The 23,896-nt window shown below is 47.2% G+C and carries 17 protein-coding genes; 6 read left to right on the forward strand and 11 right to left on the reverse strand.

Annotated elements, in window-relative coordinates; genetic code table 11:
• Window positions 1-3 precede the first annotated feature (3 nt).
• The 6 genes from ACXAH6_RS07090 to ACXAH6_RS07115 all read right to left on the reverse strand — a co-directional run bounded on the left by ACXAH6_RS07090 (window position 4) and on the right by ACXAH6_RS07115 (window position 8,030).
• A complete protein-coding gene (locus ACXAH6_RS07090; RefSeq protein WP_474875948.1) occupies window positions 4-810 on the reverse strand; it encodes a sulfite exporter TauE/SafE family protein in 807 nt (268 codons plus the stop codon).
• Between the two features lie 171 nt (window positions 811-981).
• Window positions 982-2,688, reverse strand: a complete 1,707-nt coding sequence (locus tag ACXAH6_RS07095) for an NAD-dependent malic enzyme (RefSeq protein WP_474875949.1) — start codon at window positions 2,686-2,688, stop codon at window positions 982-984.
• Between the two features lie 68 nt (window positions 2,689-2,756).
• On the reverse strand, window positions 2,757-4,145 hold the full coding sequence (locus tag ACXAH6_RS07100) for a TRAP transporter large permease (RefSeq protein ID WP_474875950.1): 1,389 nt from the start codon (window positions 4,143-4,145) through the stop codon (window positions 2,757-2,759).
• Window positions 4,142-4,675, reverse strand: a complete 534-nt coding sequence (locus ACXAH6_RS07105; RefSeq protein ID WP_474875951.1) for a TRAP transporter small permease — start codon at window positions 4,673-4,675, stop codon at window positions 4,142-4,144. Before ACXAH6_RS07105 ends, ACXAH6_RS07100 begins: the two co-directional genes overlap by 4 nt.
• Window positions 4,676-4,853: 178 nt before the next feature.
• The gene (locus ACXAH6_RS07110; RefSeq protein ID WP_474876047.1) at window positions 4,854-6,191 is read right to left on the reverse strand and encodes a sigma-54-dependent transcriptional regulator; all 1,338 of its coding nucleotides are present in this window, start codon (window positions 6,189-6,191) and stop codon (window positions 4,854-4,856) included.
• A 39-nt stretch (window positions 6,192-6,230) separates the two neighbouring features.
• Complete coding sequence (locus tag ACXAH6_RS07115; RefSeq protein ID WP_474875952.1) at window positions 6,231-8,030, reverse strand: sensor histidine kinase; 1,800 nt, start codon at window positions 8,028-8,030, stop codon at window positions 6,231-6,233.
• 231 nt (window positions 8,031-8,261) lie between these two features.
• Here ACXAH6_RS07115 and ACXAH6_RS07120 point away from each other — a divergent pair, with 231 nt between their 5' ends.
• Entirely contained in the window at window positions 8,262-9,248 is a 987-nt protein-coding gene (locus tag ACXAH6_RS07120; protein WP_474875953.1) for a TRAP transporter substrate-binding protein, read from the forward strand.
• Window positions 9,249-9,280: 32 nt separating this feature from the next.
• Entirely contained in the window at window positions 9,281-10,336 is a 1,056-nt protein-coding gene (locus ACXAH6_RS07125; RefSeq protein WP_474875954.1) for a porin, read from the forward strand.
• Window positions 10,337-10,415: 79 nt separating this feature from the next.
• On the opposite strand, the gene ptsP is transcribed toward ACXAH6_RS07125, so the two are convergent.
• Together ptsP and rppH are read right to left on the reverse strand one after the other, a co-directional pair.
• Complete coding sequence (gene ptsP / locus ACXAH6_RS07130) at window positions 10,416-12,707, reverse strand: phosphoenolpyruvate--protein phosphotransferase (protein WP_474876048.1); 2,292 nt, start codon at window positions 12,705-12,707, stop codon at window positions 10,416-10,418.
• Window positions 12,708-12,769: 62 nt separating this feature from the next.
• Window positions 12,770-13,297 carry an RNA pyrophosphohydrolase gene (gene rppH / locus ACXAH6_RS07135; protein WP_474875955.1) on the reverse strand — a complete coding sequence of 176 codons (528 nt, stop codon included), beginning with the start codon at window positions 13,295-13,297 and terminating at the stop codon, window positions 12,770-12,772.
• Window positions 13,298-13,406: 109 nt separating this feature from the next.
• Here rppH and mutH point away from each other — a divergent pair, with 109 nt between their 5' ends.
• Together mutH and ACXAH6_RS07145 are read left to right on the forward strand one after the other, a co-directional pair.
• Window positions 13,407-14,084 (forward strand): DNA mismatch repair endonuclease MutH, encoded by a 678-nt coding sequence (gene mutH, locus ACXAH6_RS07140; protein ID WP_474876049.1) that lies wholly within the window; start codon window positions 13,407-13,409, stop codon window positions 14,082-14,084.
• A 129-nt stretch (window positions 14,085-14,213) separates the two neighbouring features.
• A complete protein-coding gene (locus ACXAH6_RS07145) occupies window positions 14,214-14,459 on the forward strand; it encodes a YfhL family 4Fe-4S dicluster ferredoxin (RefSeq protein WP_474875956.1) in 246 nt (81 codons plus the stop codon).
• 26 nt (window positions 14,460-14,485) lie between these two features.
• Here ACXAH6_RS07145 and ACXAH6_RS07150 read toward each other — a convergent pair whose 3' ends face one another.
• Both ACXAH6_RS07150 and ACXAH6_RS07155 read right to left on the reverse strand, forming a co-directional pair.
• Window positions 14,486-15,550: a helix-turn-helix transcriptional regulator gene (locus ACXAH6_RS07150; RefSeq protein WP_474875957.1), complete on the reverse strand. Its 1,065-nt coding sequence runs from the start codon at window positions 15,548-15,550 to the stop codon at window positions 14,486-14,488.
• 3 nt (window positions 15,551-15,553) lie between these two features.
• Complete coding sequence (locus ACXAH6_RS07155) at window positions 15,554-17,059, reverse strand: CYTH domain-containing protein (RefSeq protein ID WP_474875958.1); 1,506 nt, start codon at window positions 17,057-17,059, stop codon at window positions 15,554-15,556.
• Between the two features lie 190 nt (window positions 17,060-17,249).
• On the opposite strand from ACXAH6_RS07155, the gene ACXAH6_RS07160 reads away from it, so the two are divergent.
• Window positions 17,250-17,849 (forward strand): TIGR04211 family SH3 domain-containing protein, encoded by a 600-nt coding sequence (locus ACXAH6_RS07160; protein WP_474875959.1) that lies wholly within the window; start codon window positions 17,250-17,252, stop codon window positions 17,847-17,849.
• Window positions 17,850-17,939: 90 nt separating this feature from the next.
• Here ACXAH6_RS07160 and putA read toward each other — a convergent pair whose 3' ends face one another.
• Window positions 17,940-21,740 (reverse strand): bifunctional proline dehydrogenase/L-glutamate gamma-semialdehyde dehydrogenase PutA, encoded by a 3,801-nt coding sequence (putA, locus tag ACXAH6_RS07165; RefSeq protein WP_474875960.1) that lies wholly within the window; start codon window positions 21,738-21,740, stop codon window positions 17,940-17,942.
• Between the two features lie 329 nt (window positions 21,741-22,069).
• On the opposite strand from putA, the gene ACXAH6_RS07170 reads away from it, so the two are divergent.
• Window positions 22,070-23,704 carry a methyl-accepting chemotaxis protein gene (locus ACXAH6_RS07170; RefSeq protein ID WP_474875961.1) on the forward strand — a complete coding sequence of 545 codons (1,635 nt, stop codon included), beginning with the start codon at window positions 22,070-22,072 and terminating at the stop codon, window positions 23,702-23,704.
• The last annotated feature ends 192 nt before the right edge of the window (window positions 23,705-23,896 follow it).

The raw sequence follows: 23,896 nt of genomic DNA on the forward strand, positions 1-23,896 counted from the left end.
GTACTATTCCATTCCTATAATCATGCGAATACTGATCAACACCAGCAGACCAGCAAGCACTTTTTTCAATAAATCGGTGTTCATGCGCTGTCCAAGACGTGCGCCCATACCCGCAGTAAAAACTGAGGTGCTAACAATGCCTATAGTGGCAGGTAAATATACATACCCCAATGAATATTGCGGTAAATGCGTTAACGACCAACCCGCGTACACAAAGCTGGCTGACCCGAAAATGGCAATAACCAACCCGCTGAGAGCCGCGCACCCTATCGCTTGACGCATGTTTACTTGAAACCATACTAAAGCGGGAACGAGTAGTGCACCACCACCAATTCCCATAATCGCAGATAATATGCCGACCACCACACCAATCACAATTAAAGTGCCTTGATTAGCGGTGTGTTGCGACGCTTTGCGTTTGCCAAAAATCATGTGAACAGCAAGCAAGGCAACCAATACTGCAAAAACGTGTTTAAGAATATCGCCAGGCATCCAACTCGCAACCTGTGCGCCCACTGTCGCCCCGATGGCGATGCCAAGCCCACACCAGATAATAATATGCTGATTGAGGTTACCGAGTTTATGGTGCGCCCTTGCCGATGAGAAGCCCGTGAAAATAATGGTAGAAAGGGAGGTCGCCACGGCAACTGGCATCGCGTGAGCGGGGTCCATATTCAAAAAATGGGTTAACAAAAACACAAGTGCTGGCACGATTAATAGGCCACCACCGATCCCTAACATGCCTGCTAATGTGCCGACAATGAGTCCGAGCGCAACACAGCTCAACAATATAATTAGTACGGGATCCAAACGCCCACTCCTTTTCCTTCAAGGGGGCGTACCTTATCACAATTTAATGACATTAAGAGGTCATTTATCCCGCTATGAAGGGAAATCTCGACGGATTTTGGCGCAAATAAAAGCGCCAACTCAAAATGAGTTGGCGCAGACAACGCACTATGTAGAGTACAGAGGGTGTTGTTATGGCGTTGTTCTATAGTACTCGCGATATTCCGGTCGCCAGAAGTTATCGTCAATAGCCTTCAGTAAAGCCGCGTCAGAGAATTGCCCACACAGCCCTTGCTGCTGCGCGACTTTAGCTACATTGAACGCGATCTCTTTGCTGAGTTCTGGCAATTGTTTTAACGACGGAAGCAACGCAAAAGACGCGGACGAAATGTGTCGTGTTGACCAGTCTGCCAACGTATCAGCGGCACTTAACAACATATCGTCAGTGATCTTTTCAATATTGGCAGACACCACACCTAAGCCGATACCAGGGAAAATATACGCGTTATTGCACTGGCTAATAGTATAGCTGCGGCCCTCGAACTCAAGTGCAGAGAACGGACTGCCCGTGGCGATAATGGCATTGCCATTTGTCCATTTGAGAATGTCGGTAGGTTCAGCTTCTACTTGAGAGATCGGGTTACTCAATGGAAAAATAATCGGCCGTTCAGTGGCGCTGTTCATAGCCAAGACGATCTGTTCATTGAACAGTTTATATTGCCCCGACACGCCAATTAGTATGGTGGGTTTAGCGCAGTGAATTACGTCCATCAAGGTCGGGAAATCGCCACTGTATTGCCAATCAGCCATGTCTTCGTTGCGAGTAACCAATGCTTGCTGAAAATCACGCAGATCTTCAGAATCATCGGTTAACAAGCCAAAACGATCAACCATGTACAAACGGCTGCGGGCTTCTTTTTCACTCATACCGCCAGCAACCATATACCGAATAATTTGTTCTGCAATACCGCAACCCGCACTTCCTGCCCCCGCAATAACAATGCGCTGGTTAAGTAGCGAGTCTTGCTTTCTGAAGCATGCCGCAACAAGCGTACCCAAAGTCACCGCAGCGGTACCTTGTATATCGTCATTGAAACAACGATACACATCGCGATATCGGTTCAAAATTGGCATTGCATTAGGCTGCGCAAAGTCTTCAAACTGAATCAGCGCATCGGGCCAACGACGGGCAATTGCTTGCATTGCACAATCAACAAATTCATCGTACTCATCTTGAGCAATACGGGTATGACGATTGCCCATGTAAAACGGGTCGTCTAGCAATTTTTGGTTGTTAGTACCAACATCAAGGGTAATCGGCAAAGTATAAGCTGGGCTGATCCCGCCGCAAGCGGTATACAATGACAGCTTACCAATTGGGATCCCCATGCCACCAATACCTTGATCGCCTAGGCCGAGAATACGCTCGCCATCGGTGATCACGATAACTTTCACATTGCGCTTGGGCGCATTGCGCAACACTTCATCTAAACGGTCTTTGTCTTTATAGGCCAAAAACAGTCCGCGATTGTGTCGATAGATATCAGAAAATTTCTCGCATGCCGCGCCCACAGTTGGGGTGTAAATAATCGGCATCATTTCATCTAAGTACTGATTTAACAGCGCATAAAACAAGGTTTCATTCTTGTCTTGAATAGCACGTAGATAGATGTGTTTGTTAATTGGGTCGGTAAAGCTTGAATACTGCATATACGCGCGGCGCGCTTGCTCTTCGATCGACTCGAATCGAGGGGGGATCAAACCGGTTAAATTAAATGCCCAACGCTCTTGTTCAGAAAATGCTGTTCCCTTGTTTAACAACGGAATTTCGAGCAAATTAAAACCCGCATAATGCGTAAATAAACGCTTGGTCGGAGTGGTAGTTGTTGTGGTTGTCATAGGGTTACCTAACACTGTAATTCAATGAGTGGTAACGCCTTTACAAGAGGCGCTACCACCGTCGGTCATTAGCTGGCGTGCAGCATTTCAGGTAAGAACAAAGAAATGGCCGGAATGTAGGTGATCATCATCAAGAAAATCAGCATTAGCCCCAACCACGGCAAGCAGGCGCGAATGGTCCACAACATACTCTTGCCGGTAATTCCCGATGTGACAAACAGATTCAACCCCACTGGCGGCGTTAGCATGCCCAGTTCCATGTTCACCACCATGATGATGCCGAAGTGAATAGGGTCGATACCCAACTGTGTCGCAATGGGGAATAATATAGGCGCCATGATCATAATGATGGCACTCGGCTCCATAAAGTTACCGGCTACCAATAGCAGTACGTTAACTAAGATCAAAAATGCCCATGCAGGTAAGCCCCACTCAACAAGCGTAGCTGCGATACCGTGTGGGATTTGCTCGGTGGTTAATACATATGCGAACAACATGGCATTGGCGATCACGAACAATAGCACAACGCTCACACGTGCAGACTCTTTCACCATACCGGCAACGTCTTTGTCGACCGCAGATTTAACAATTGCTACCGGCAACGCAATTGCGTTACGCACCACAGCTACCAGCAAGTTCTCGTTGTCATTGCGCCACTTAACGCCCTTCAGCGGGCCAACATCGCGATATACCCAAATGCACACCAAATATGCATACACAGCAGCAACGGCAGCCGCTTCGGTTGGACTAGCAATACCACCGTAAATAGACCCAAGTACTAAAACAATGAGCATAAGCCCGCCCATTGCCTTAGCACCTGTGCTGCACAACCGGCGCACGCCGGGGAAAGGCGCAGCAGGGAGCTTCTTCTTAATCGCGACGATGTATATCACCACCATCAAGCTCAAGCCCATTAATAGGCCGGGTATCACCCCTGCTTCAAACATACGCGCAGCTGACACTTCGGTAGCTGATGCATAAACAAGCATTACGATAGAAGGGGGAATGAGAATCCCCAGTGTACCTGCGGTTGAAATAGTACCGGCGGCAAAATCCAACGGATAGCCACTGCGCGCCATGCCCACCAAAACAATTGAGCCAATAGCGGCAACAGTAGCAGGGGACGAGCCAGATACGGCAGCAAACAACATACAAGCCAGTACCGATGCCATCGCCAATCCGCCTCGAACATGCCCTACAGAAGCAATAGCAAAATCAATCAAACGACGGGCCACGCCACCGGTTGATAAAAATGACGATGACAGAATAAAAAACGGGATTGCCAATAACGTGTAGTGTTCCGATACCGCTTCAAACATTTTAAGCGACACCGATGCCAAAGAGTCATTGGTAAAAAACAAAATCGTGATCACTGACGACAAGCCTAAAGCAATTGCAACAGGCACACCTATCAGCATTAAAATAAACAAACAGGCAAATAGGGCTAGCGCGGTCATGATTTCACCTCTTCTGAATCTTCAAATGCTTTGCTCACTTCGTTGGCTTTGTGCACATGGAAAGTGTCTTGTTTACCGCGAACCACGTTGAATAGAATTTCCAGAATGCGGTAACCGAGCAATACAAACCCAATAACCAACACGGAAAATGCCACCCACTTTTTCACTGGAAGGTCGTCTAGTTCCAAGCCAATAAGCTTCATTTTGCTCAGGTACACATAACCGCCATACCCTAGCAAACCGCAATACACCAAACTCGCAATGCAGCCTACTGCAATAATGATTGGGCGTACCTTGTTGGAAAATTTGTCGAGTAGAAAATCTACCCCAATGTGCGCTCTCTCGCGCAAAGCCCATGACGCGCCGAGCAAAACCATCCAGCCGACCAAGAGTGCAGTCACTTCTTGTGACCAATGCAAACCCGTGTCGAAACCAAATCTCAACACGACTTCCACGAAGACAAGCAACGTTGTCATCACGAGGAGCACGCCGATGAGGACATCTTCGGCCCTGTTAATTATTTGCCTCATTGTTGTTATCTCATTAACGAAAAGTAACACTGCTATGGCAAGCACGATGCCAGATTGTTAAATTTTGTTAACAACCTGATTTGTATGATCTTTTTTAAAATGCGTTTTTTGGGTAGGTAAAATATGGGTGGGTTGCCACACATCACTAATCGGTAATGTGTGGCAAAGGGCACATCGGTTATTCGGGTTTGAAGTGCGATTTATCGATATTAAACTTTTTCATTTTTTCATACAGTGTTTTGCGCCCTATGCCCAAACTTGCCTGTACTTCTTTTAGCACCCCATTGTGACAATTCAGGCTGTTGCGAATGACTGATTCTTCAAAATGATCCATCTGCTCAGACAATGTAAGTGCACCAGCAGAGAAGTCTGCATTTTCTGGCACGTGCCCAAACGCTCTTGATTCACCCAACAAGGTAAAACAATCGGCAACGTTTCTCAGCTCTCTGACATTACCCGGCCAGTCGTTATTCGTTAGAGCTTGAGCGTGCGCGTCAGATAAACTTGGGGTTTCTGAACCATAGCGGTAAGCCGCCATCGCCATAAAATGTTCAAACAACAAAGGAATATCAGACTTGCGATGACGCAAGGCCGGAATATCCACTTGGATCACATTCAAGCGGTAATACAAATCGGAGCGAAACTCACCTTTGTCCGCCAGTTCTCGCAAATCTTCTTTGGTCGCTGCAATAATGCGGATATCCAGTGGCACTTGTTTATTAGATCCCAACGGCTCCACTTTGCGCTCTTCCAGAACCCGCAGCAATTTGGTTTGCAAATTCAGCGGCATGCTTTCAATTTCATCCAGCATCAAGGTGCCACCGTTAGCATGTTCAAACTTACCAATACGCTTTTTACTCGCCCCGGTAAACGCGCCGGGTTCATGCCCGAAGAGTTCACTTTCAATAATCGTTTCAGGTAAGGCACCGCAATTAATGGCAACAAAAGGCTTTTGGCGACGCTGGCTGTGGTGGTGTAAATAACGCGCCACTAATTCTTTGCCCGTTCCGGTTTCACCGTTGATCAGCACATCAGCAGGCGTGTCTTTTACCTTATCAAGCAAGCCCCTTAGCCGCACAATAGACGGGTGGCGACCAATAATGCGTGGGCCGGGTTGTTCCGACGCGGCTAATTCCCGACGTAGATTACGGTTTTCCAGCGTCAGACGGCGTTTTTCCATCGCTCGTGACACGGTTTCAATCAATACGTCGACTGAAAAGGGTTTTTCAAGAAAGTCATACGCCCCTAAACGCATAGCTTCGACTGCCAAAGACACATTGCCATGGCCTGTGAGTACAATAACAGGAATATCGCGGTCGATAGACTGAATACGCTCTAAGAGCTCAACGCCGTTCATCACCGGCATATTGATGTCGGTGATCACAATGCCTTCCCAATTAGGCTCAATACGCGTTAAGGCATCTTGAGCACTTTCACAGGCCTCAATGTCAAAATCTTCGAGTAATAATGTTTGTTGCAACGATTCGCGAACGTGTTTTTCGTCGTCGACAACCATAACTTTTAACAAGCTCAAATTCTTGCTCCCTACCGCCTTTTATTTTGGAAGAACAATGGTGAATGCAGTGCCGTGAGGCTGCATGTTTCTGGCACTCAACGTGCCGTTCTGGGCTTCAACTATCCTTCGGGAAATGGTGAGTCCCAAGCCAAGGCCTTTTTCTTTGGTCGTAAAGAAAGGCTCAAAGATATTGTTTAACACTTCTTCATTCATACCCGAGCCATTATCGATCACATCAATCGACACACTCTCACCGCGTTCGGCTACATACACGGTAATCTTACCATTCTCCGTGTCTGCCAATGCGTGACTGGCGTTAGAAACGAGATTAACCAATACTTGCCCAATCATAACCGGTTCACAATTTACCATCATATCGTGAGATTCTAATTGAATGTGGTATTCAATGTGGTTTTGCAATAATTGTGGCGTGACGATGGCCGACACATTGTTGAGAATTTCCTCTATCCGACAATTGCGACTGTCTGGCATGGCTTTTCGAGAAAACACTTTAAATTTAGCGACCGTTTCCGCCATATTAGTCGCAATGAGCGCAATTTCTTCTAAGTTCTTTTCAGCCAGCGCAATATTATTGCGAGCGATAAACTTTTTGCCGTTTTGTGAATAAGCGATCAGGGCTTGTAAAGGCTGATTCAACTCGTGGTTTAACCCTGCCGCCATCTCGCCGAGTACCGCTAACTTAGCAGTTTGGATTAATTCAGACTGGGTTGCTTCCAGCTCTTTTTGCGTGTGTTTGTAGTGCGCCAAAGACTGCTCTAACTCTTCATTCTTAGTCGTGAGGTTAGAAGCTAATTGCTGCACGCGGTGTTCTAAAGAACTATTTAGCGCAGCAATATCACGATGGTGCCGGCGACGACCTTTATACACTAATAAAAACGCCGATAAAGCTGTGTAGATAAGTAAAAATATGCCACACCACTCTGCAACGAGTTTAATACGATACTCATAACCAGACACGCTCATCACCGACCAACTCATACCCGGAATAGGCAGTTTATATCCCGTGTAATAGCCGTAGTGATTCCCCACTCGCAATTGCATGCCTTCACTCATCCCCGGCGGTAATACTGAGCCATTACCAATAGACTGCACACGTTGACCGTCGAAGCGCTTCTCTGCGATCAGTGCTTGCTGATCTTGCTCCGACAGCCTGACCAGCGCTTTGCGCTCAAATCGCCCTGAGGTTGAGTGAAACACAATGTTTTTCTCGTCGAGGAACAATAAGTCGGTATTATCGGCGGCTTTAAGCGTGGTCAGAAAGTCAATGTTCACTTTTAACGCGATACCGCCAATAATCTCGCCGTTTTCTCTCACCGGTGCTGAAAAATAAAAGCCGCGCTGTTTGGTTTTCATCCCTATCGCCATGTAATTGCCATTGTCTCCTCGCATGGCACTCAGCACATAAGGTCGAAAACTGTAGTCGTCATCAATAAAATTTAAATCGTTATAAAAATTGCTCGCAGCAAGCACTTTGCCATTGCGGTCGAAGATATAAGCAAAGTTTACCCCTATGGTGTCGGTCAGTTGCAGCAAAAAATAATTCAGCGATTCTTGCTTTTCTTGCGTAGGGTGCATCAGTAAATCGCTGACTTCAGGGTACTTACCAATAACTTGTGGCAGCCCTTGAAAGTGATGGATCCACAAATACACTTCTCGTTGTGTCTGGTCAGTTTGAACTTGTAATAGATCGCCGTGTTGCTTTCCAGAAAAATACCAGAACACACTCGCGGCAAAAACCAACATCAACCCACCCAGTGCGAGTAAATTACCTTTGTTGACATAACCGATGACTACATCATCAACACTGCGATGTTTCACAATCAACCCATCCTGCGCTTTTTAATGTTTCTCATTCGACTCATTCACTCTCAACATTTACCCACAAACAAAGCTAACCCCATGATAGTTATACATAAAGCAACTTTGGCATAACCTCTGCTCTACACAAGGTCGTAAATGAAACATTTATTTTATGTTAATCGCCAGCTTTTTTTTAACTGTGAATTAAAAGCCATAACCAAAAAACCACAGAGTTGAGGAAAAAACACTATGTTGAACAAATTAATCGGTTCACTTTTATTAGCCGCTACGGCATTCACCCCTATTACCAGTATAGCGCGTACGGTAGATATTAAATTTTCTCACGTTGTTGCAGAAAATACGCCAAAAGGGATCATGGCGATGAAATTCAAAGAATTGGTTGAACAACGCTTGCCGGGCCAAGTCACCGTGAGTGTTTACCCAAATTCTCAATTGTTTAACGACAACAAAGTACTTGAAGCCATGCTACTTGGCGATGTGCAAATGGCCGCGCCGTCGCTGTCTAAATTTCAAAGCTTTACCAAAAAGCTGCAAGTTTTCGATTTGCCCTTTTTGTTCCGTGATATTGATGCGGTAGACCGCTTTCAACAAAGTGAAACGGGCAAATCATTACTGCGCTCAATTGAAAATCGCGGCTTGATTGGCTTGGGTTATTTACACAACGGCATGAAGCAGTTGTCGTCGAACGATCCCATTGTGACGCCAGAACAGATCAAAGGTAAGAAGTTCCGCATCATGACCTCTGACGTGCTGCAAGCACAGTTTGAACAAGTTGATGCCATCCCACTGAAAAAGCCTTTCTCTGAAGTATTTACTCTGCTGCAAACACGCGCCATTGATGGTCAGGAAAACACATGGTCGAACACCTACTCCAAGAAGTTTTATGAGGTGCAACCTTTTATCACTGCCTCTAACCACGGTGTTTTAGATTACCTCGTTGTAACCTCAGCCGAGTTTTGGTTGGGTTTGCCTGATGAATTGCGTACTGAAATCAAACGCGCGCTTGACGATGCCATTGCCTATGGCAACGAAATGTCTAAAAACAAAGCCAACGAAGATCGCAAGTTAATTGAAGATTCGGGCGTAACCAAAGTAATGGAACTGACCGATGAACAACGTCAAGCATGGGTTCAAGCAATGAAGCCTGTATGGAAGAAGTTCGAGCGTCAAATTGGTAAAGACGTCATTAACGCAGCCGTTGAAGCCAACGAGTAAAGCTAACCTCTCTACCAAGCAGAGATCTAATCATGAATAAAAAAATGCGTAAGATTGCCTCTATCGTGACCAGTGTTTTGGCCACCAGCTATGCCACATCAGCATATGCAGACATGCCAGAAGTCACGAATGTAGATGTGTATGGTTCACTTCGCTTAGGTGCCGATTACATTGACGCTGGCACCGCAGATGACGGTGCCAACGGCCGTGATTTCCTAAGCCGAGTTGGTATTAAAGCGCAAGCTAAGGTGCAACCCGGCTTAGATGTTGTGGGTGTGATAGAGTACGGTATTCGCGAAGAAAACATCGTCGACTTCACACAAAACGAAGGTCCTACGTTGCGCCTAGCGTATGTGGGTTTGAAAGGCGATTGGGGTGAGCTTTATTATGGCTCGCAAACCAATGTATTTCACCGCTACCTCAGAACATCGTACTTTTCAGATGGTCTAGACAGTATTCGTCAGGGCTCTGTCCGCGATGATGATTTGCTGCAGTACTACTACAACCATGGCCAGCTTTCTTTCGGTGCGAGTGTACTAATGGAAGGCCAAGATGGTGACTCCCTCGACCAATTCCAATTAGGCGCTCAATGGGTAGAAGGGCCGGTAAAATTGCAAGCCGCGTGGTCGAAAGACAACCGTGGTGACAACACCGGAAACCTTTACGGAGTTAGAGGTTGGTGGAAAGTCACAGATAAAATCACTCTGTCTGCGTTTTACCACTATGCCGATGACCAATACGATATTTATGCGGGCAGCCTAACCGGTACGGTGCGCTTGCGCGACGCCGCTATTGAAGGCAATCAAAACGCATTAAACCACTGTAGAACAGAGTCGCGAAGCAGCTCTGCTATTTACGCAAGCTACCGCACGGGGCCTCACCAAATTCATGCGCGCTATGCCGTGGATGCCTGTGATACGTCGGGCGATGTAAACTCAGTAAAAGTGGAATATGCCCACCATTTTACGACCAAGTTTAAAATGTGGACCGCCGTTGAAGCGTTTAACAATGACGAAGGCCGTAAACCAACCACCTCTTCAGGTGAAGACTTTACCCAGGTACAAGCGGGATTCCGCTTTGACTTTTAACCTCAACCGTCCAGTAGGTAAATAAGCCTCCCTTGTTTATTCACCTGTTTCCACTGGAGCCAAGGATGGCGATTTTTAGTTATGCACCTGCACGTACCAACCCACCTAGTCCTTTCTTTTCAAGGTAGTGATTGAGGTAACCGTGTACTTCTTCATAACTTTCAGCAGCGAGCGCCTTTTCTAAGATAGCTTCACATTCGTGTACGTTAATATTGCGCACGACCCAGTTAATTTTACGTAGGTTAAATGCGTTCATACTGAGTTTGCGATATCCCATACCAACCAACAGTACAGCACCGCCCGGCTCTCCGGCAATCTCGCCACACACTGTCACCGGCACGTCGTATTTGTTTGCTTGGGTGACAATGTCTTTCAAGGCCGACAACACCGCAGGATGATAACTACTATACAAGCTGGCCACGCGGCTATTATTGCGGTCAACGGCCAACAAATACTGCGTTAAGTCGTTACTTCCCACCGAGAAAAAGTCTACCCGTTGAGCCAACTGAGGAATTTGATAAAGCACCGACGGTACTTCAAGCATGATCCCCAACTTGGGCTTAGCAATAGACACTGCTTCGTGTTTGATTTCGTCGCAAATCTCATAGAAGGCTTGGTCGATAAGACGGCGAGCCTCATTCACTTCGCCCACCGACGAAACCATAGGGAGCATAATCCCCAATTTCGTATCACCAATACTGGCGCGTAGCATGGCGCGAACTTGTACAAGGAAAATCTCAGGATGATCGAGTGTTAAACGGATACCGCGCCAACCTAAAAATGGGTTTTCTTCGTTAATGGGAAAATAAGACAGGGGCTTATCGCCACCCACATCAAGAGTACGAATGGTAATTTCACGCCCGGGCACACTGTGCAGGATTTGCCGATAAATCGCGACTTGCTCCTGTTCTGACGGGAAGCGCTCGCGCAACATAAAGGGGATTTCGGTACGGTACAAACCAATGCCGCATTCATTAGCGTGAGCGGCCATTTCCAATTCAGCAGACAACCCCGCGTTGATCAGCAGCGCAATGCCACATGCATCTTCGGTTTCGCAGGGTTGGCCGGCTTCAGACTCTATTCGCTCAACCAGTTGCACTTCTTCTTCAATAAGCTGCACAAACTCGTCGCGAATCATTTTTTCTGGCGAAACAATTACTTCACCCGAGTAGCCGTCGAGCAGGATTTCTCGACCTTCTAACAAGGTGGGCGACACATTTTGGCACCCCATCACCGCAGGCACGCCCATTGCTCGCGCCAAAATAGCAGCATGAGAGTTGTTAGACCCTAGAATTGAAATAATCCCTTTTAGGTGCTCACGAGGAAACTCAGCCAACATGGGAGCCGACACTTCTTCGGCTACCAGTATGCTGGCTTCGGTTGCGGTTGGTTGCGATACACTCTCGCCTTTCACTTCGGTTAAAATGTTGACCAATATACGGTCTGACAGATCAACAATATCAATTGCTCGCTCTTGCATGTATGGGTCTGACATGCTGCGAAAACGCGACGCGTACGCCTCTACCACTAACTTTAATGAAGAGGCGGCATCCCAGCCTTCTTTGATTTTGGCTTCAACTTCTCGGCCCAAACTATTGGCGTCGAGCAGTTGATGATAGAGCTGAAAAATAGAACGCACATCATCGGGTATTTCACCGCTTAATGAACCCGACAAATGCTCCACTTGACCGCGCGTAACATCAACTGCGGTGCGATAGTGTTGAATTTCTTTTTGCGTATCTGACGAATGCCTTGCCACCCAGTTCTTCAAGGTCATTTTAATGTGCGGCGTGAAGCCTTTACCCACAGCAAGCCCCGGCGACCCCGGCACGCCTTTGACATTCTTTTGCTTACCCGCAGGGTTAATGTGAATTTGGTGGCTTAACGCCCCGCGTATTTCAGCGTGGGTGATTTCAAGAGCTATTTGCGCCGCGAGCGTTACTAAAAACGCTTCTTCGTCTTCGCTAAAGCGGCGCATATCGGCTTGCTGCATGGTGAGTACGCCCACCACTTTGCGCTGGTGAATAAGCGGCGTACCAATAAAGGCGTTGTAGTTTTCTTCTTTTACTTCGGGATAGTGTTTAAAACGCGGATGCTGATGAGCGTTTTCAATATTGAGCGGTTCTTCCCTTTGGCCCACTAGGCCAATCAAGCCTTCAGAAAAGCCAATGCGCACTTGCTCAACCGCATCTGGTGCAAGACCATCGGTAGCTTTAAGTACAAAACACTGGTTGTCATAATCAGCAAGATAAATAGAGCAGGAGTCGACCGCCATGGTCTCTTTTACCAATGACGTAAGTCGAAACAGTGCCTTCGACAACACAGGGATTTGACTAACTTCCTGAACAATACTCTTCAGGGTGGTCAGCATGGTCCCTTTTGCCACAGCTATATCACTCACGACAAAAACTCTCCTACTCTAACTTGCAGACTCTAACTGCGACGGCGACGACGGTTCCGCTTTCCTTGCGGGTTCGGTTTTGCTTGCGCAGGCAATGCTACGCCAGAAAACTCTTTCATCACACGACGGTATACATCTCGCTTAAAAGACACGACATTTCGTATAGGGTACCAGTAACTCACCCATCGCCAATCATCAAACTCGGGATGGCCCGACTTCAATACATTGACTTCATGTTCCTTACAATCCAGCTGCAACAAAAACCACTTTTGTTTTTGCCCAATACACACCGGATTTGTCCCCTGACGAATCAGCCGCTTTGGCAGCCTGTATCTCACCCAATTTCGAGTTACACTCAAAATACTGACGTCTTTAGGACGCAACCCCACTTCTTCGTGAAGCTCTCGATACATGGCCTGCTCTGCAGTTTCCCCTTCGTCAATTCCGCCTTGAGGAAACTGCCATGAATGTTGACCATAACGCCTTGCCCAAAATACTTGACCCATTTTGTTGCAAATCACTATGCCCACATTCGCGCGGAATCCATCGGCATCAATCACATAGACTCCCGGGCACGATAAACTTTTATGTCTTTGCATTCTTCCATAAACTATAGCCCTTTCAAAGTACTATTATTCATTGGACAACAATAAGCGAAGTCGTATTGTGATAAGTGTTCCTCAACATGCCCCAGAAAGTGCAGACCAACTACTAAACCGAGCGCAGGCTATTGCGGGGTTTTCCCTTGGTGAGCTCGCCGATATTGCCGGTGTTGCCATACCCGCCAACTTTCAACGCCACAAAGGTTGGACTGGTCAACTGCTGGAAACCTGGCTGGGAGCCACTGCAGGGTCTAAGCCTCAGCAAGACTTTCCTGAACTCGGTATCGAACTCAAGTCGTTGCCCATTGACCAACACGGCATGCCGTTGGAAACCACTTACGTGTGTTACGCTCCACTGCTCAACAAGCCGGGGTTAACCTGGCATACGTCTAATGTGCGCAATAAATTGCAACAGGTACTGTGGATGCCTGTAGAAGGTGAGCGTAGTATTCCTATTCCTGAGCGTCGTGTGGCCAGCCCAGTATTATGGTCGCCAAGTGCAGAAGAAGATGAAGAACTCGCAGCTGATTGGGAAGAACTCACTGAAATGATTCAATTGGGTCATGTTGAGTCAATCACATCAAAGCAAGGCCAAGCACTTCACATTCGCCCTAAAGCAGCCAATGGCAGTGTACTCACTGACGCACTTGGCGTTAATGGTGAACGTATTCGCACGCGACCAAGAGGGTTTTATTTACGCAAGCGCTTTACCGGTAATATATTGCGCCGCGCGTTTTTGGGCTAGCTCACTCAACATGTGTAGCTTCTAAAGAATTTATTTGCGTTATATCAACTACCGCTTAGACAGCCCTTGCTGTCAGAAGCAAAGCCCTCTACATTTCACGCTTATTAATCATGTAAAGTGAGGAGTACTGTGGCATTAAAGATATTAGACAGCTGTATCAACTGCGATATGTGTGAGCCTGAATGTCCTAATGAAGCCATTTCGATGGGCAGCAATATTTACACCATCGCATCGTCGCTGTGTACAGAATGCGTTGGACACTACGACACCCCGAGTTGTGTACCTGTGTGCCCTATCGACTGCATTAAACCTGACCCCGCCTGTGTCGAAACGGTCGACCAGTTGGCCGAAAAATTCGTCGCCTTACACGGTTAGTGATAAAGCCTCGTTAACCTGCTGTGTTAACGACGCTCTTGTTGCTGCATCTGGTTCATATATTGCACAAACGCACCACTTAAAAACTTTTCAGAGCCAAACCCCAATCGCTTGGCCACTTTAGACACTTTAGTGTCTGTGCGCAGCAGCACTTTTTTCGCATACTCTAAGCGGTAGTGATAAACAAATGCCCGAAAATTGCGTTTGCGTAACTTTTTCGTCGCAACCGCTAATGTTGTGGCGTCAATGTTAGCGCGCTTGGCAAAGTCGGCGAGTGTCAGGCCAATAACTTTGTACGCTTTCAGCTTTATCATTGCATGCTCGGCTTGCTCCAATGTTGCCTGCAACACTTTTTCCTTGGCTTCCAACTCTTTCATTCTTGCGGGATTGAGTGGCGATGGAGAAAACCGCTTCACCCTGACAAACGCGGCCAAAATTAACAAAGTACTGATAACAACACTCAAGTGAAACACCGCAGGCCACTGGGCAAAATTCACTATACCTAGCCCGACTATTATCAACATACACACATTAACAAAGGCAATACCTACGTTTAGCCCCATAACGGTAGTGAGCCCTTTCAATTTAAAAAAGCCCACATCTACCACTTGTTCGGGCAGAGTATTGTGATATTGCTGCACCTCATCTGTCATAAAAATAGCCATGCCCAACATGGCGACGCCATTTAAAAAATAAGGCGCATAAACCATCCAGTACAACAATGGCTGACCAATCGGGGCTGTAGGCACGTCGGCAAAAAATAATCGTGGTAACTGACTCGCGAAAACTAACCCAACCGCCACGCCATACCAACGGCGTCGCCCCTTAGTATTCACCACGACCATGCGAGATAGCACTTGCTGATACAGTAGAAACAGCAAAGGCAAGACATAATGCCACTGCCCTTGTAAAACAGAATTAGGAGTTCCTGAAAACGCCAACCACTCGTCTAAACACAGCAAAGGGGTGATCAACCAGGCAATGAACAACGTTTGTGGCGAATTTAACTCTTTGAAATGTGAAACAAGGGCAATCAATAACACCAACCACAAGCCCACAACCGAGAGCAGAATAATCTCTACCGACATCATGGCTTACCAGTACACGTCGGCATTCATCGCGACTTGTCTGCTGCGCTCCATCACTTTTAACAGGTTTTGGGTTTTCTCATTGATCCATTCCAACATGGACTCCTGCTCTTCTACCTCGGCTTCGTGGAGAGTTTCTTTGAGCATCACCTGAGCGCGTAGCTCGTCAATACCAGTGAGAATATCCAGCCAAGGCGCACGAAATTGCCCCCGCGTTGACGCAAATAATTCGCCGAGTAAAAAGCCGTTAAACAAGGTTTGTCGAAGCATCATTTCTACCGCAATGTAATTGCTCGCGTGCATGGTTTTCTTGTGCGGCATACTGGTTTGTACGGTTTGCCAGCCTTGAGACATCCATCCTTTAGCATGCTCCATGACCGGTGAGTCATACCCCTTCACTTGCTTACGCCAAGGCTGTGTATTGAGTATTTGGCTAATCCCCAGCTTCAGCGCTGTCGATTCCGAGTTGAAAAACACCCCTTCAGGATCGTGGGCTTGCAATAGACCGGCCTTTCTTCCCTGCAAATAACTCTGTAATGCGGGCTGTTTCGACAAACACTTTGCAAACAAGCTCTTTTTAGACAAGAGATATCGCAAGCTTTGCAGGTCGTCTTGCCACATCCAGCTTTCCATAAAATCGAGCAATGACTTATGGGTACGCAGCATTTCTGGGCACTGAAGCACAGGCAAGTACAAGGAGAAACTCTGAAGCAATAATCGAATAGCTCGATTCACTTCAGCGAGCATTTTCTCTGCGCCTGTCTCTAGAAAAACATGTTCGTGATATTGCCAATGATCCAGCGCGCATTTCACCGCCAAACAAAACGCATTTTCAGTAGTTTCGTTGTCGTTAAGCGCTAAAAATGCAGGCAGCGGCTTAATTTGCGACGGCGTACCATGAAGGAGTTGATAGCCTTGCTGGGCTTTCGACACATCGCTTAACCGTATCGGTAAAAACTCCATCAGTGTTTGTGCTAAATCGAACAATCGCGCCGTATTCCCACTTACAATTTCAAGCTCAATTTCGTTCAAGTCCGATTCAGCTTTGTCGGTGATCACCGCGCCTTGGTCAAACACAAGTTCAATGTGTGCATCGTCGTATCGAACTTGATAAGCAGTGCGTTCGAAATGCGTACTAAACTGTCTAACGAGCACGTCATTCATAGCTTCGATATCCCAGTCATCTGGCCAGATGTTAGGATCAAACTTCGTCAGGTCGGCTTCTGCTTTCGACAGCGGAATATTGTATTCAGCCCGCTCGTGTAAACCACCGCTCACTTTGCCGTTTGTTTTAACCGTTTGTTCATACTCGCCGTTACATCCACGAATTCGCATCCCCATTTTTTGGCGCTCAAAATCTTGTTCTGGGGTGTCAAAGTAATCGTTTTGCAGGCGCTTTTTTTCTGCGTTGGAAACGGATGCGCCTTGCTGTACTAATAAGGGGAAAACTTCTTGCTCAAACTCGCTTTGGGCGCGGGTTCGGCTTACAAACTTAATTTCTATTTCAGACATGCTGTCGATATTGTGAAGTAACTATTGTGCTAATCCGACACATTACCCGTGTCATCGACGTTTGGCAAACACCACACAACAACAGAGTACTCTATCGCAGATTTAAGCGAACAATCTGCTGTGACTTGCGTTTAATCGCGCATCCCCCTACCATCGTTATCAATTTGATTTTATTACCAAGAGTATTTTTATGCGTTCTCGCTGGCTTTTATTGCTAACCTGTTTGCTTGCTCAAAATGTGATGGCCCAACAAAGCGATGCCTCACTGCCGGATGCAAAACATTATGTGTCTGACGAGCTCTACATTTTCATGCACACGGGGCCTAGTCGAAATTACCGAATTCTCGGTTCCATTAACGCGGGCGAGCCCATTACTGTTCTAGACACGAGCGAAGATGGCAGTTTTACCCAAGTTGTCGATGGCGAAGAACGCACTGGCTGGATAGAGTCTGAATACGTTACTGACAGCGTATCCCGCCGTTTTTTGTTGCCGCAGGCCGAACAACAACTGCAACAAACACAAGACAGTTTAGAAGCCGCCATGTCGCAGTCGAATAATATGTCAGCACAATTCGAACAAGCGCAAAGCCAGATTAAAGCGTTGCAAAACCAGTTGGCTGAAGCTAATAAGCAACTTGAAGACACGCAAGCCTTGGTCGAATCTCAAGATCAAAGTGAACTATTTAACTGGTTAACCCGTGGCGGGCTTATCGCTGGGTGCGGTGTGATTTTAGGCGTTATTCTTACCATTGCGCTACCGAAGCGTCGTCGCAGAGACAATTGGATGTAACACGCCCTCGAGGCCTTCAATCATCAATAGCAAAAAGCCCCGCCTCATCCAAGAGAGCGGGGCTTTTTAATAGAGATTAGAAAGTCGCGATTACTCGTCGTCTTCCACCATCGTCATCAATGATGTGTTACCACCGGAAGCCGTAGTATCGATACTCACGGTTTTTTCCGTCATCAAGCGCTGGATCAGTTTATCGTTATACTCAGCAGTGATAACGGGCAAAATTGCACCTTCGCGGCTCGACAACATTGCCGTAATTTGGGCCGTACGTTCAGTGTGGCTATCTACGACAACGCCGGCCAAACGCTCATCCATTAGCAAGCTATCTAGGTGACTCAAACGAGCAACTTGGAACACGCCTTTAGGTGCACCTGACTGTTCCAGTTTTTCTTTGAATGCCATTGCTTCTTGATAGAACAAATCTGACACCACAGACACAACCGCATTACCCGTTGCCAATGCGGTAACAATTGACAAAGCCCAGTACTCGAAGGTTACTTCTTTATCGGCGAAGCACACCAAGATTCCGCGCGGCTCAAGATACAGCTTATTCGACTCACCCGTTGGCCCTGGTAGGGTGATTGGTTTAGCCAGTTTACGTTCAATAGCGGTTAGCTGCGTACGCGCAGTGGCGAGAGTGCGGTTTAAGTCGTCGGCCAATTCATCGACAATATCAACGGTGGCAATTTTAGCCAACAGCTGACGTACACTTGAAATACGGTCGATCAATGGTGTGTGACGCCATTTACCTTCAACTTCATAGGCCTCAGCCATCAATTTAGCGGCTTCTTTTGCCTGATCATCGGAACCCGTTAATGCGCTGTCTACGGCTTCTTCAGTATCAATTTCGCTTGGTTTTGGTGTCGCTTTTTCCATCATCAAACGCGATAGGTAGTTTGGCCCACCAGCTTTCGGACCTGTGCCCGATAAGCCTCGACCACCAAATGGTTGCACACCAACAATCGCCCCAATCATGTTGCGGTTAATGTACACGTTACCCGCTCGGCTCAATCGCGCTAACTCATTGGCACGCTCTTCAATACGAGAGTGGATCCCCATGGTCAAACCAAAGCCTGTACCATTGATTTGCTCGATCACATTTAGCAGCTCTTTGCCTTTAAAGCGCACGATATGTACTACGGGTCCAAACACTTCACGCTCAAGAACATTGATATTTTCAATTTCATAAAGCGTGGGAGGGAAGAATGTAGCATTACTCGCCCCGGCGGGTAGTTCAGAACGATACAGTAACTTGCCTTTGTCTTGCATAAAGGCTTCGTGTGCCTTCAGGCTCTTTAACGCCTTTTCATCAATCACAGGGCCAATGTCTGTGCTTAAGAAAGCAGGGTCACCTAGATGCAGTTGCTTCATAGCACCAATGAGCATCGTCGTAATGGTGTCGGCAACATCTTCTTGCACAAACAGCACTCGAAGCGCAGAACAACGTTGCCCCGCACTTTGGAAGCCCGAGTGAATAACGTCGTCAATCACCTGCTCTGGCAATGCGGTTGAGTCAACGATCATGCAGTTTTGGCCGCCAGTTTCAGCGATAAGCGGCACTTGTTCCCCACCGCGATTGGCTAACTCTTGTGAGATAAATGTACCGGTTTGAGTAGAACCGGTGAACATGACGGCTTTCACACGCTCATCTGGCAGCAATACCTTACCTACATCAGCACCCGGTGCTACGAGTACTTGTAGCGCGCTCTCAGGAAGACCAACAGAACGCATAATTTCCATTGCGCGTACCGCAATCATGCTGGTTTGTTCAGCAGGTTTTGCTACCACGGTGTTACCCGTTGCTAATGCAGCAACAACTTGCCCCAAGAAAATAGCTAACGGGAAGTTCCACGGACTAATACACAACACCACACCACGGGGTTGTAAACGGGTATCTTCTGCCAGTTCTTCGGCTTTTACCGCGTAATAACGGCAAAAATCAACGGCTTCTCGCACTTCGTCAATACTGTCTTGGGTGACCTTACCGGCTTCGCGAATACACAGAGCAATAAGCTCTGACATATGACGTTCAAGCGCATCTGCGGTGTGACGGAGAATGTCGGCTCGCTCGTTAACCGGTACACGTGCCCAAGAGGTGAAACCCCGATGGGCGGTGTCTAATGCATTGCGAATTTTTTCTTCGTCAGCGTAATAATGAATACCTACAATGTCGGCGTGGTTGGCAGGGTTTTTCACTGCTACCGCCCCTTCAGGGATATCGCTCGATTCTTTGTAGATATTGCCCCACTTGTCTAACTCGTATTTCAAGTTATACAGAGTATTAATATCCGACAAATCTAACCCGCGTGAGTTATTGCGCTCTGGCGCGTATAAATCGATAGGGCGTTTAATCAGGTTGTTGTAACGCACTTTCAAACGTTGCGTTTTTTCTACTGGGTCTTCCAGTAGGGTTTCAACGGGTTTGGTATCGTCAACAATCGCGTTTACAAACGATGAGTTTGCACCGTTTTCCAACAAACGACGCACCAAGTAAGCCAACAAATCTTCGTGCACGCCCACTGGCGCATATACGCGGCATTGAATTTTCTCTTCGCTAACCACTTGGTCGTACAAAGTGTCGCCCATGCCGTGTAGACACTGGAATTCGAACCCTTCTTTGTCGTCACCCGCTAACTCCACAATCACTGACGCCGTGTAGGCGTTGTGCGTGGCGAACTGAGGATAAATGGTATCGCGATACTCCAACAAACGGTTGGCACACGCGTGATAAGAAACGTCGGTCGATGATTTACGGGTAAAAACGGGGAACTCATCCACACCCGCTTGTTGGGTCAGTTTAATTTCTGTATCCCAGTAAGCGCCTTTTACCAAGCGCACCATCATCTTGCGACCGACATCCAGCGTCAGCTCTCGCAACCATTCAATCACGTGAATAGCGCGTTTTTGATAAGCTTGGACCGCTAAACCAAAACCGCTCCACCCTTCAAGTTCTGGGTCGCGGAATACGGTTTCAATGATGTCCAATGAAATATCTAAACGATCCGCTTCTTCCGCGTCCACGGTTAAGCCGATGTCGTATTCTTTTGCCATCAAACACAACGCTTTCAAACGCGGCGGAATTTCTTCCATCACGCGCTCGCGATGCGTGAGTTCATAACGCGGATGAATAGCAGATAATTTGACCGAAATGCCCGGTGACAAACGAGGTCCACGCCCGGCAGCGGCTTTACCAATCACTTTGATAGCGTCGACATACGCTTGATAGTAACGATCGGCGTCATGCATGGTACGTGCGCCTTCACCAAGCATGTCGTAAGAATATACGTAGCCTTTTTTCTCTTTATCTTCCGCGCGCTTTACTGCGTCTTCAATGGTTTCGCCCATTACAAATTGGCGACCCATGACCTTCATCGCAATAGTCATGGCGCGGCGAATAACAGGTTCGCCTAATCGACCAAGCGTTTTCTTTAATAGTCCAAACTGCTCACTCTTACGCTTGTCTGCGTAATTCACCATGTTACCGGTAAACAACAAACCCCAAGCCGACGCGTTAACGAAAATCGATTCGCTGTTCCCCAAGTGCGGTGTCCATTGCCCTTTCGACAATTTGTCGCGGATCAGCTCTTCTTGGGTCGCTTTGTCTGGCACCCGTAATAAGGCTTCTGCCAAACACATGAGTACCACACCTTCTGCGGTCGATAACGAATACTCGTTAAGTAGCGCATCTACGCCACCGTGGCCCTCTTGCTCGCGGCGAATTTGCAGTACCATGCGGCGCGCGCGCTCCCAAGCTCGGCTACGTGCTCTTGGGTTCACTTCGGCAATAGGTAAAATTCGGTCAATCGCTTCGGTCTCGCGAATGCGATAATAGTCGCGAATAATCTGTCGTGTAGGTGTTGTTGCGAATGTATAGTCGTCTTGAGTGAGCATTGAAACCCTTATATGTCTTGGACGATGATAAAAATAAAACCTCTCCCATTGGTATCGTATTAATTGTAGGAAGAGATCACTTTTCGGGCACTGTATCATTGCCAGTGTATCTGCTACAGGTTGTTAAACAGCGCTTTTAGACTGCTTATCTCACTATTTTGTTTTATTTAGTCACTACCCGTAAACGGCGCGATTGTAGTAGCGACAAGGGGACGGCGCAACGTGGATTTACAAACAATTTGCAGGTACTTGATAACTATCAAAATCCGCGAGCGAATTATCTCAACCTCGACTAACATTAGAAAGTTAAATATTTGTGGAGAATTATTATGGGATGGTTAAGAAGTTTCAGCCTGCTACAACGCTTAGCAATTATTGTTGTTGTGATAGTGACCATATTAGTTGGCTTGTCTTCCTTTGCTGCCTATCAACACTATCAAACACTGAAAGAAACGGCATACGAAGAAAACAAACAATTAGTCGAGGCGGCAGTGAGTATTTTAGAGCACTACCACACACTGTCGACAAAAGGCGTTATGGAAGAGCAAGCCGCCAAAGAGGCTGCTGTTAACGCTATCGCGGCGATTCGCTACGGAGAAAACAATTATTATTGGGTAATGACACCTGAAAACGTGATGGTAATGCATCCGCTTTCTACCAAGCTCAACGGCCAATCACTCGCGCAAGTTAAAGACCCAAACGGCGTCGCATTGTTTACTGAAATGGTGAACGTGGTACGCAAAAACGGGGGGGGCTTTGTTGGCTACCAATGGCCATTACCAGGGCAATCTGAACCCACTGCAAAAATCACCTACGTGTCTTTATTTAAACCTTGGCAACTCATTGTGGGTACCGGTGAATACTTAGTCTGGGTAGACGAGCAATTCGCCAGTTTCCGCAATACCATTATCCTGATCTGCGCGTTTAGTATTTTACTGGTCGTTGGCATTACGTATGCCATTGTTAACAGCATTACCCAGCCGCTTCGTGCAACCTCGGACCGCATGAGAGAAATTGCCCAGGGAGACGGCGATCTCACCCGTAAACTGGACGTAGACGGCAAAGATGAAATTACCCATCTGGCGGGGTATTTCAATCAGTTTATTGACAAGATACATGGTGCCATGCTGGAACTCAGCGACACGGTTGAACAACTGAGTAACAATGCTCTATCGGTATCGAACGCGAGTCAAAGTGGCACCAGCGATGCACAAATGCAAAGTGAGTTAACGTTCCAAGTGGCGTCGGCCATGGAGGAAATGAGCACACAAATTGAAGAAATCAGCCGCCATGCAGAACAAGCTGACAGTACCACCGTTCAGGTAAAAACCAACACCAGCAATGGCACCCAAGCCATGAATGCTACAGTGAATGAAATCAACCATCTCACCAACAACATTACCTCGGTCAATGATGTGGTTAATCAACTGGAACAATACAGCGCCAGCATTGGCAATGTACTTGATGTAATTCGCGGTATTGCCGAGCAAACGAATTTACTTGCTCTCAACGCAGCAATTGAAGCAGCTCGCGCGGGAGAACAAGGCCGAGGGTTTGCGGTAGTTGCCGACGAAGTACGTACCCTAGCGAGCCGAACTAGCAATAGCACAGACGAAATTCAAAGTACCATTACCCAACTGCAAACCGGTGTAAAAGACGCTGTGCAAGCGGTTCAGGTGTCGCAAGCTTCTGCTGAACAAACGGTAGGGAATGCGAACCGCGCTAGCGAAACGTTATTGGCTGTTAACCAACTCATGGAAACCATATCCAGCCAAAATAGCCATATTGCCAGGGTTACAGAGCAACAAGCCGCAGCAGCAAAAGAAGTGGCGCAGCGCATTACCGACTTATCTGGCGCGACCGACAACAAACTGGAGACAGCAAAAACTCTATCGTCGGCTAGCGATGCACTGCATGCTAGCAGCGAACGTTTACGGGATATCGTGAATCAGTTTAAGTTGTAATAACGATCTGTCCCTCTTTGAAGACACAAGGGTGAGTCGCATGCTCACCCTTGTGATTTGTCCGAGAAGCCCGCAGTTTGCCCTCGAAGGTGTGTGCAAGCCATTGTGGATTGGTTATAGTGAAGCTCTGACAGTCTCATTGCACCTTTGGCTCGCCTTGTGCATTGGTCTTTTTTATCGGCTTAGGCGTTT

It is taken from the genome of Alteromonas sp. ABE4_545, assembly GCF_056161325.1.

Coding starts and splice junctions, on each gene's coding strand:
- ACXAH6_RS07095 (WP_474875949.1), bottom strand. CDS start 2,688: ATGACAACCACAACAACTACCACTCCGACCAAGCGTTTATTTACGCAT.
- ACXAH6_RS07100 (WP_474875950.1), bottom strand. CDS start 4,145: ATGACCGCGCTAGCCCTATTTGCCTGTTTGTTTATTTTAATGCTGATA.
- ACXAH6_RS07105 (WP_474875951.1), bottom strand. CDS start 4,675: ATGAGGCAAATAATTAACAGGGCCGAAGATGTCCTCATCGGCGTGCTC.
- ACXAH6_RS07110 (WP_474876047.1), bottom strand. CDS start 6,191: ATGGTTGTCGACGACGAAAAACACGTTCGCGAATCGTTGCAACAAACA.
- ACXAH6_RS07120 (WP_474875953.1), top strand. CDS start 8,262: ATGTTGAACAAATTAATCGGTTCACTTTTATTAGCCGCTACGGCATTC.
- ACXAH6_RS07125 (WP_474875954.1), top strand. CDS start 9,281: ATGAATAAAAAAATGCGTAAGATTGCCTCTATCGTGACCAGTGTTTTG.
- ptsP (WP_474876048.1), bottom strand. CDS start 12,707: ATGCTGACCACCCTGAAGAGTATTGTTCAGGAAGTTAGTCAAATCCCT.
- ACXAH6_RS07150 (WP_474875957.1), bottom strand. CDS start 15,550: ATGATGTCGGTAGAGATTATTCTGCTCTCGGTTGTGGGCTTGTGGTTG.
- ACXAH6_RS07155 (WP_474875958.1), bottom strand. CDS start 17,059: ATGTCTGAAATAGAAATTAAGTTTGTAAGCCGAACCCGCGCCCAAAGC.
- ACXAH6_RS07160 (WP_474875959.1), top strand. CDS start 17,250: ATGCGTTCTCGCTGGCTTTTATTGCTAACCTGTTTGCTTGCTCAAAAT.
- putA (WP_474875960.1), bottom strand. CDS start 21,740: ATGCTCACTCAAGACGACTATACATTCGCAACAACACCTACACGACAG.
- ACXAH6_RS07170 (WP_474875961.1), top strand. CDS start 22,070: ATGGGATGGTTAAGAAGTTTCAGCCTGCTACAACGCTTAGCAATTATT.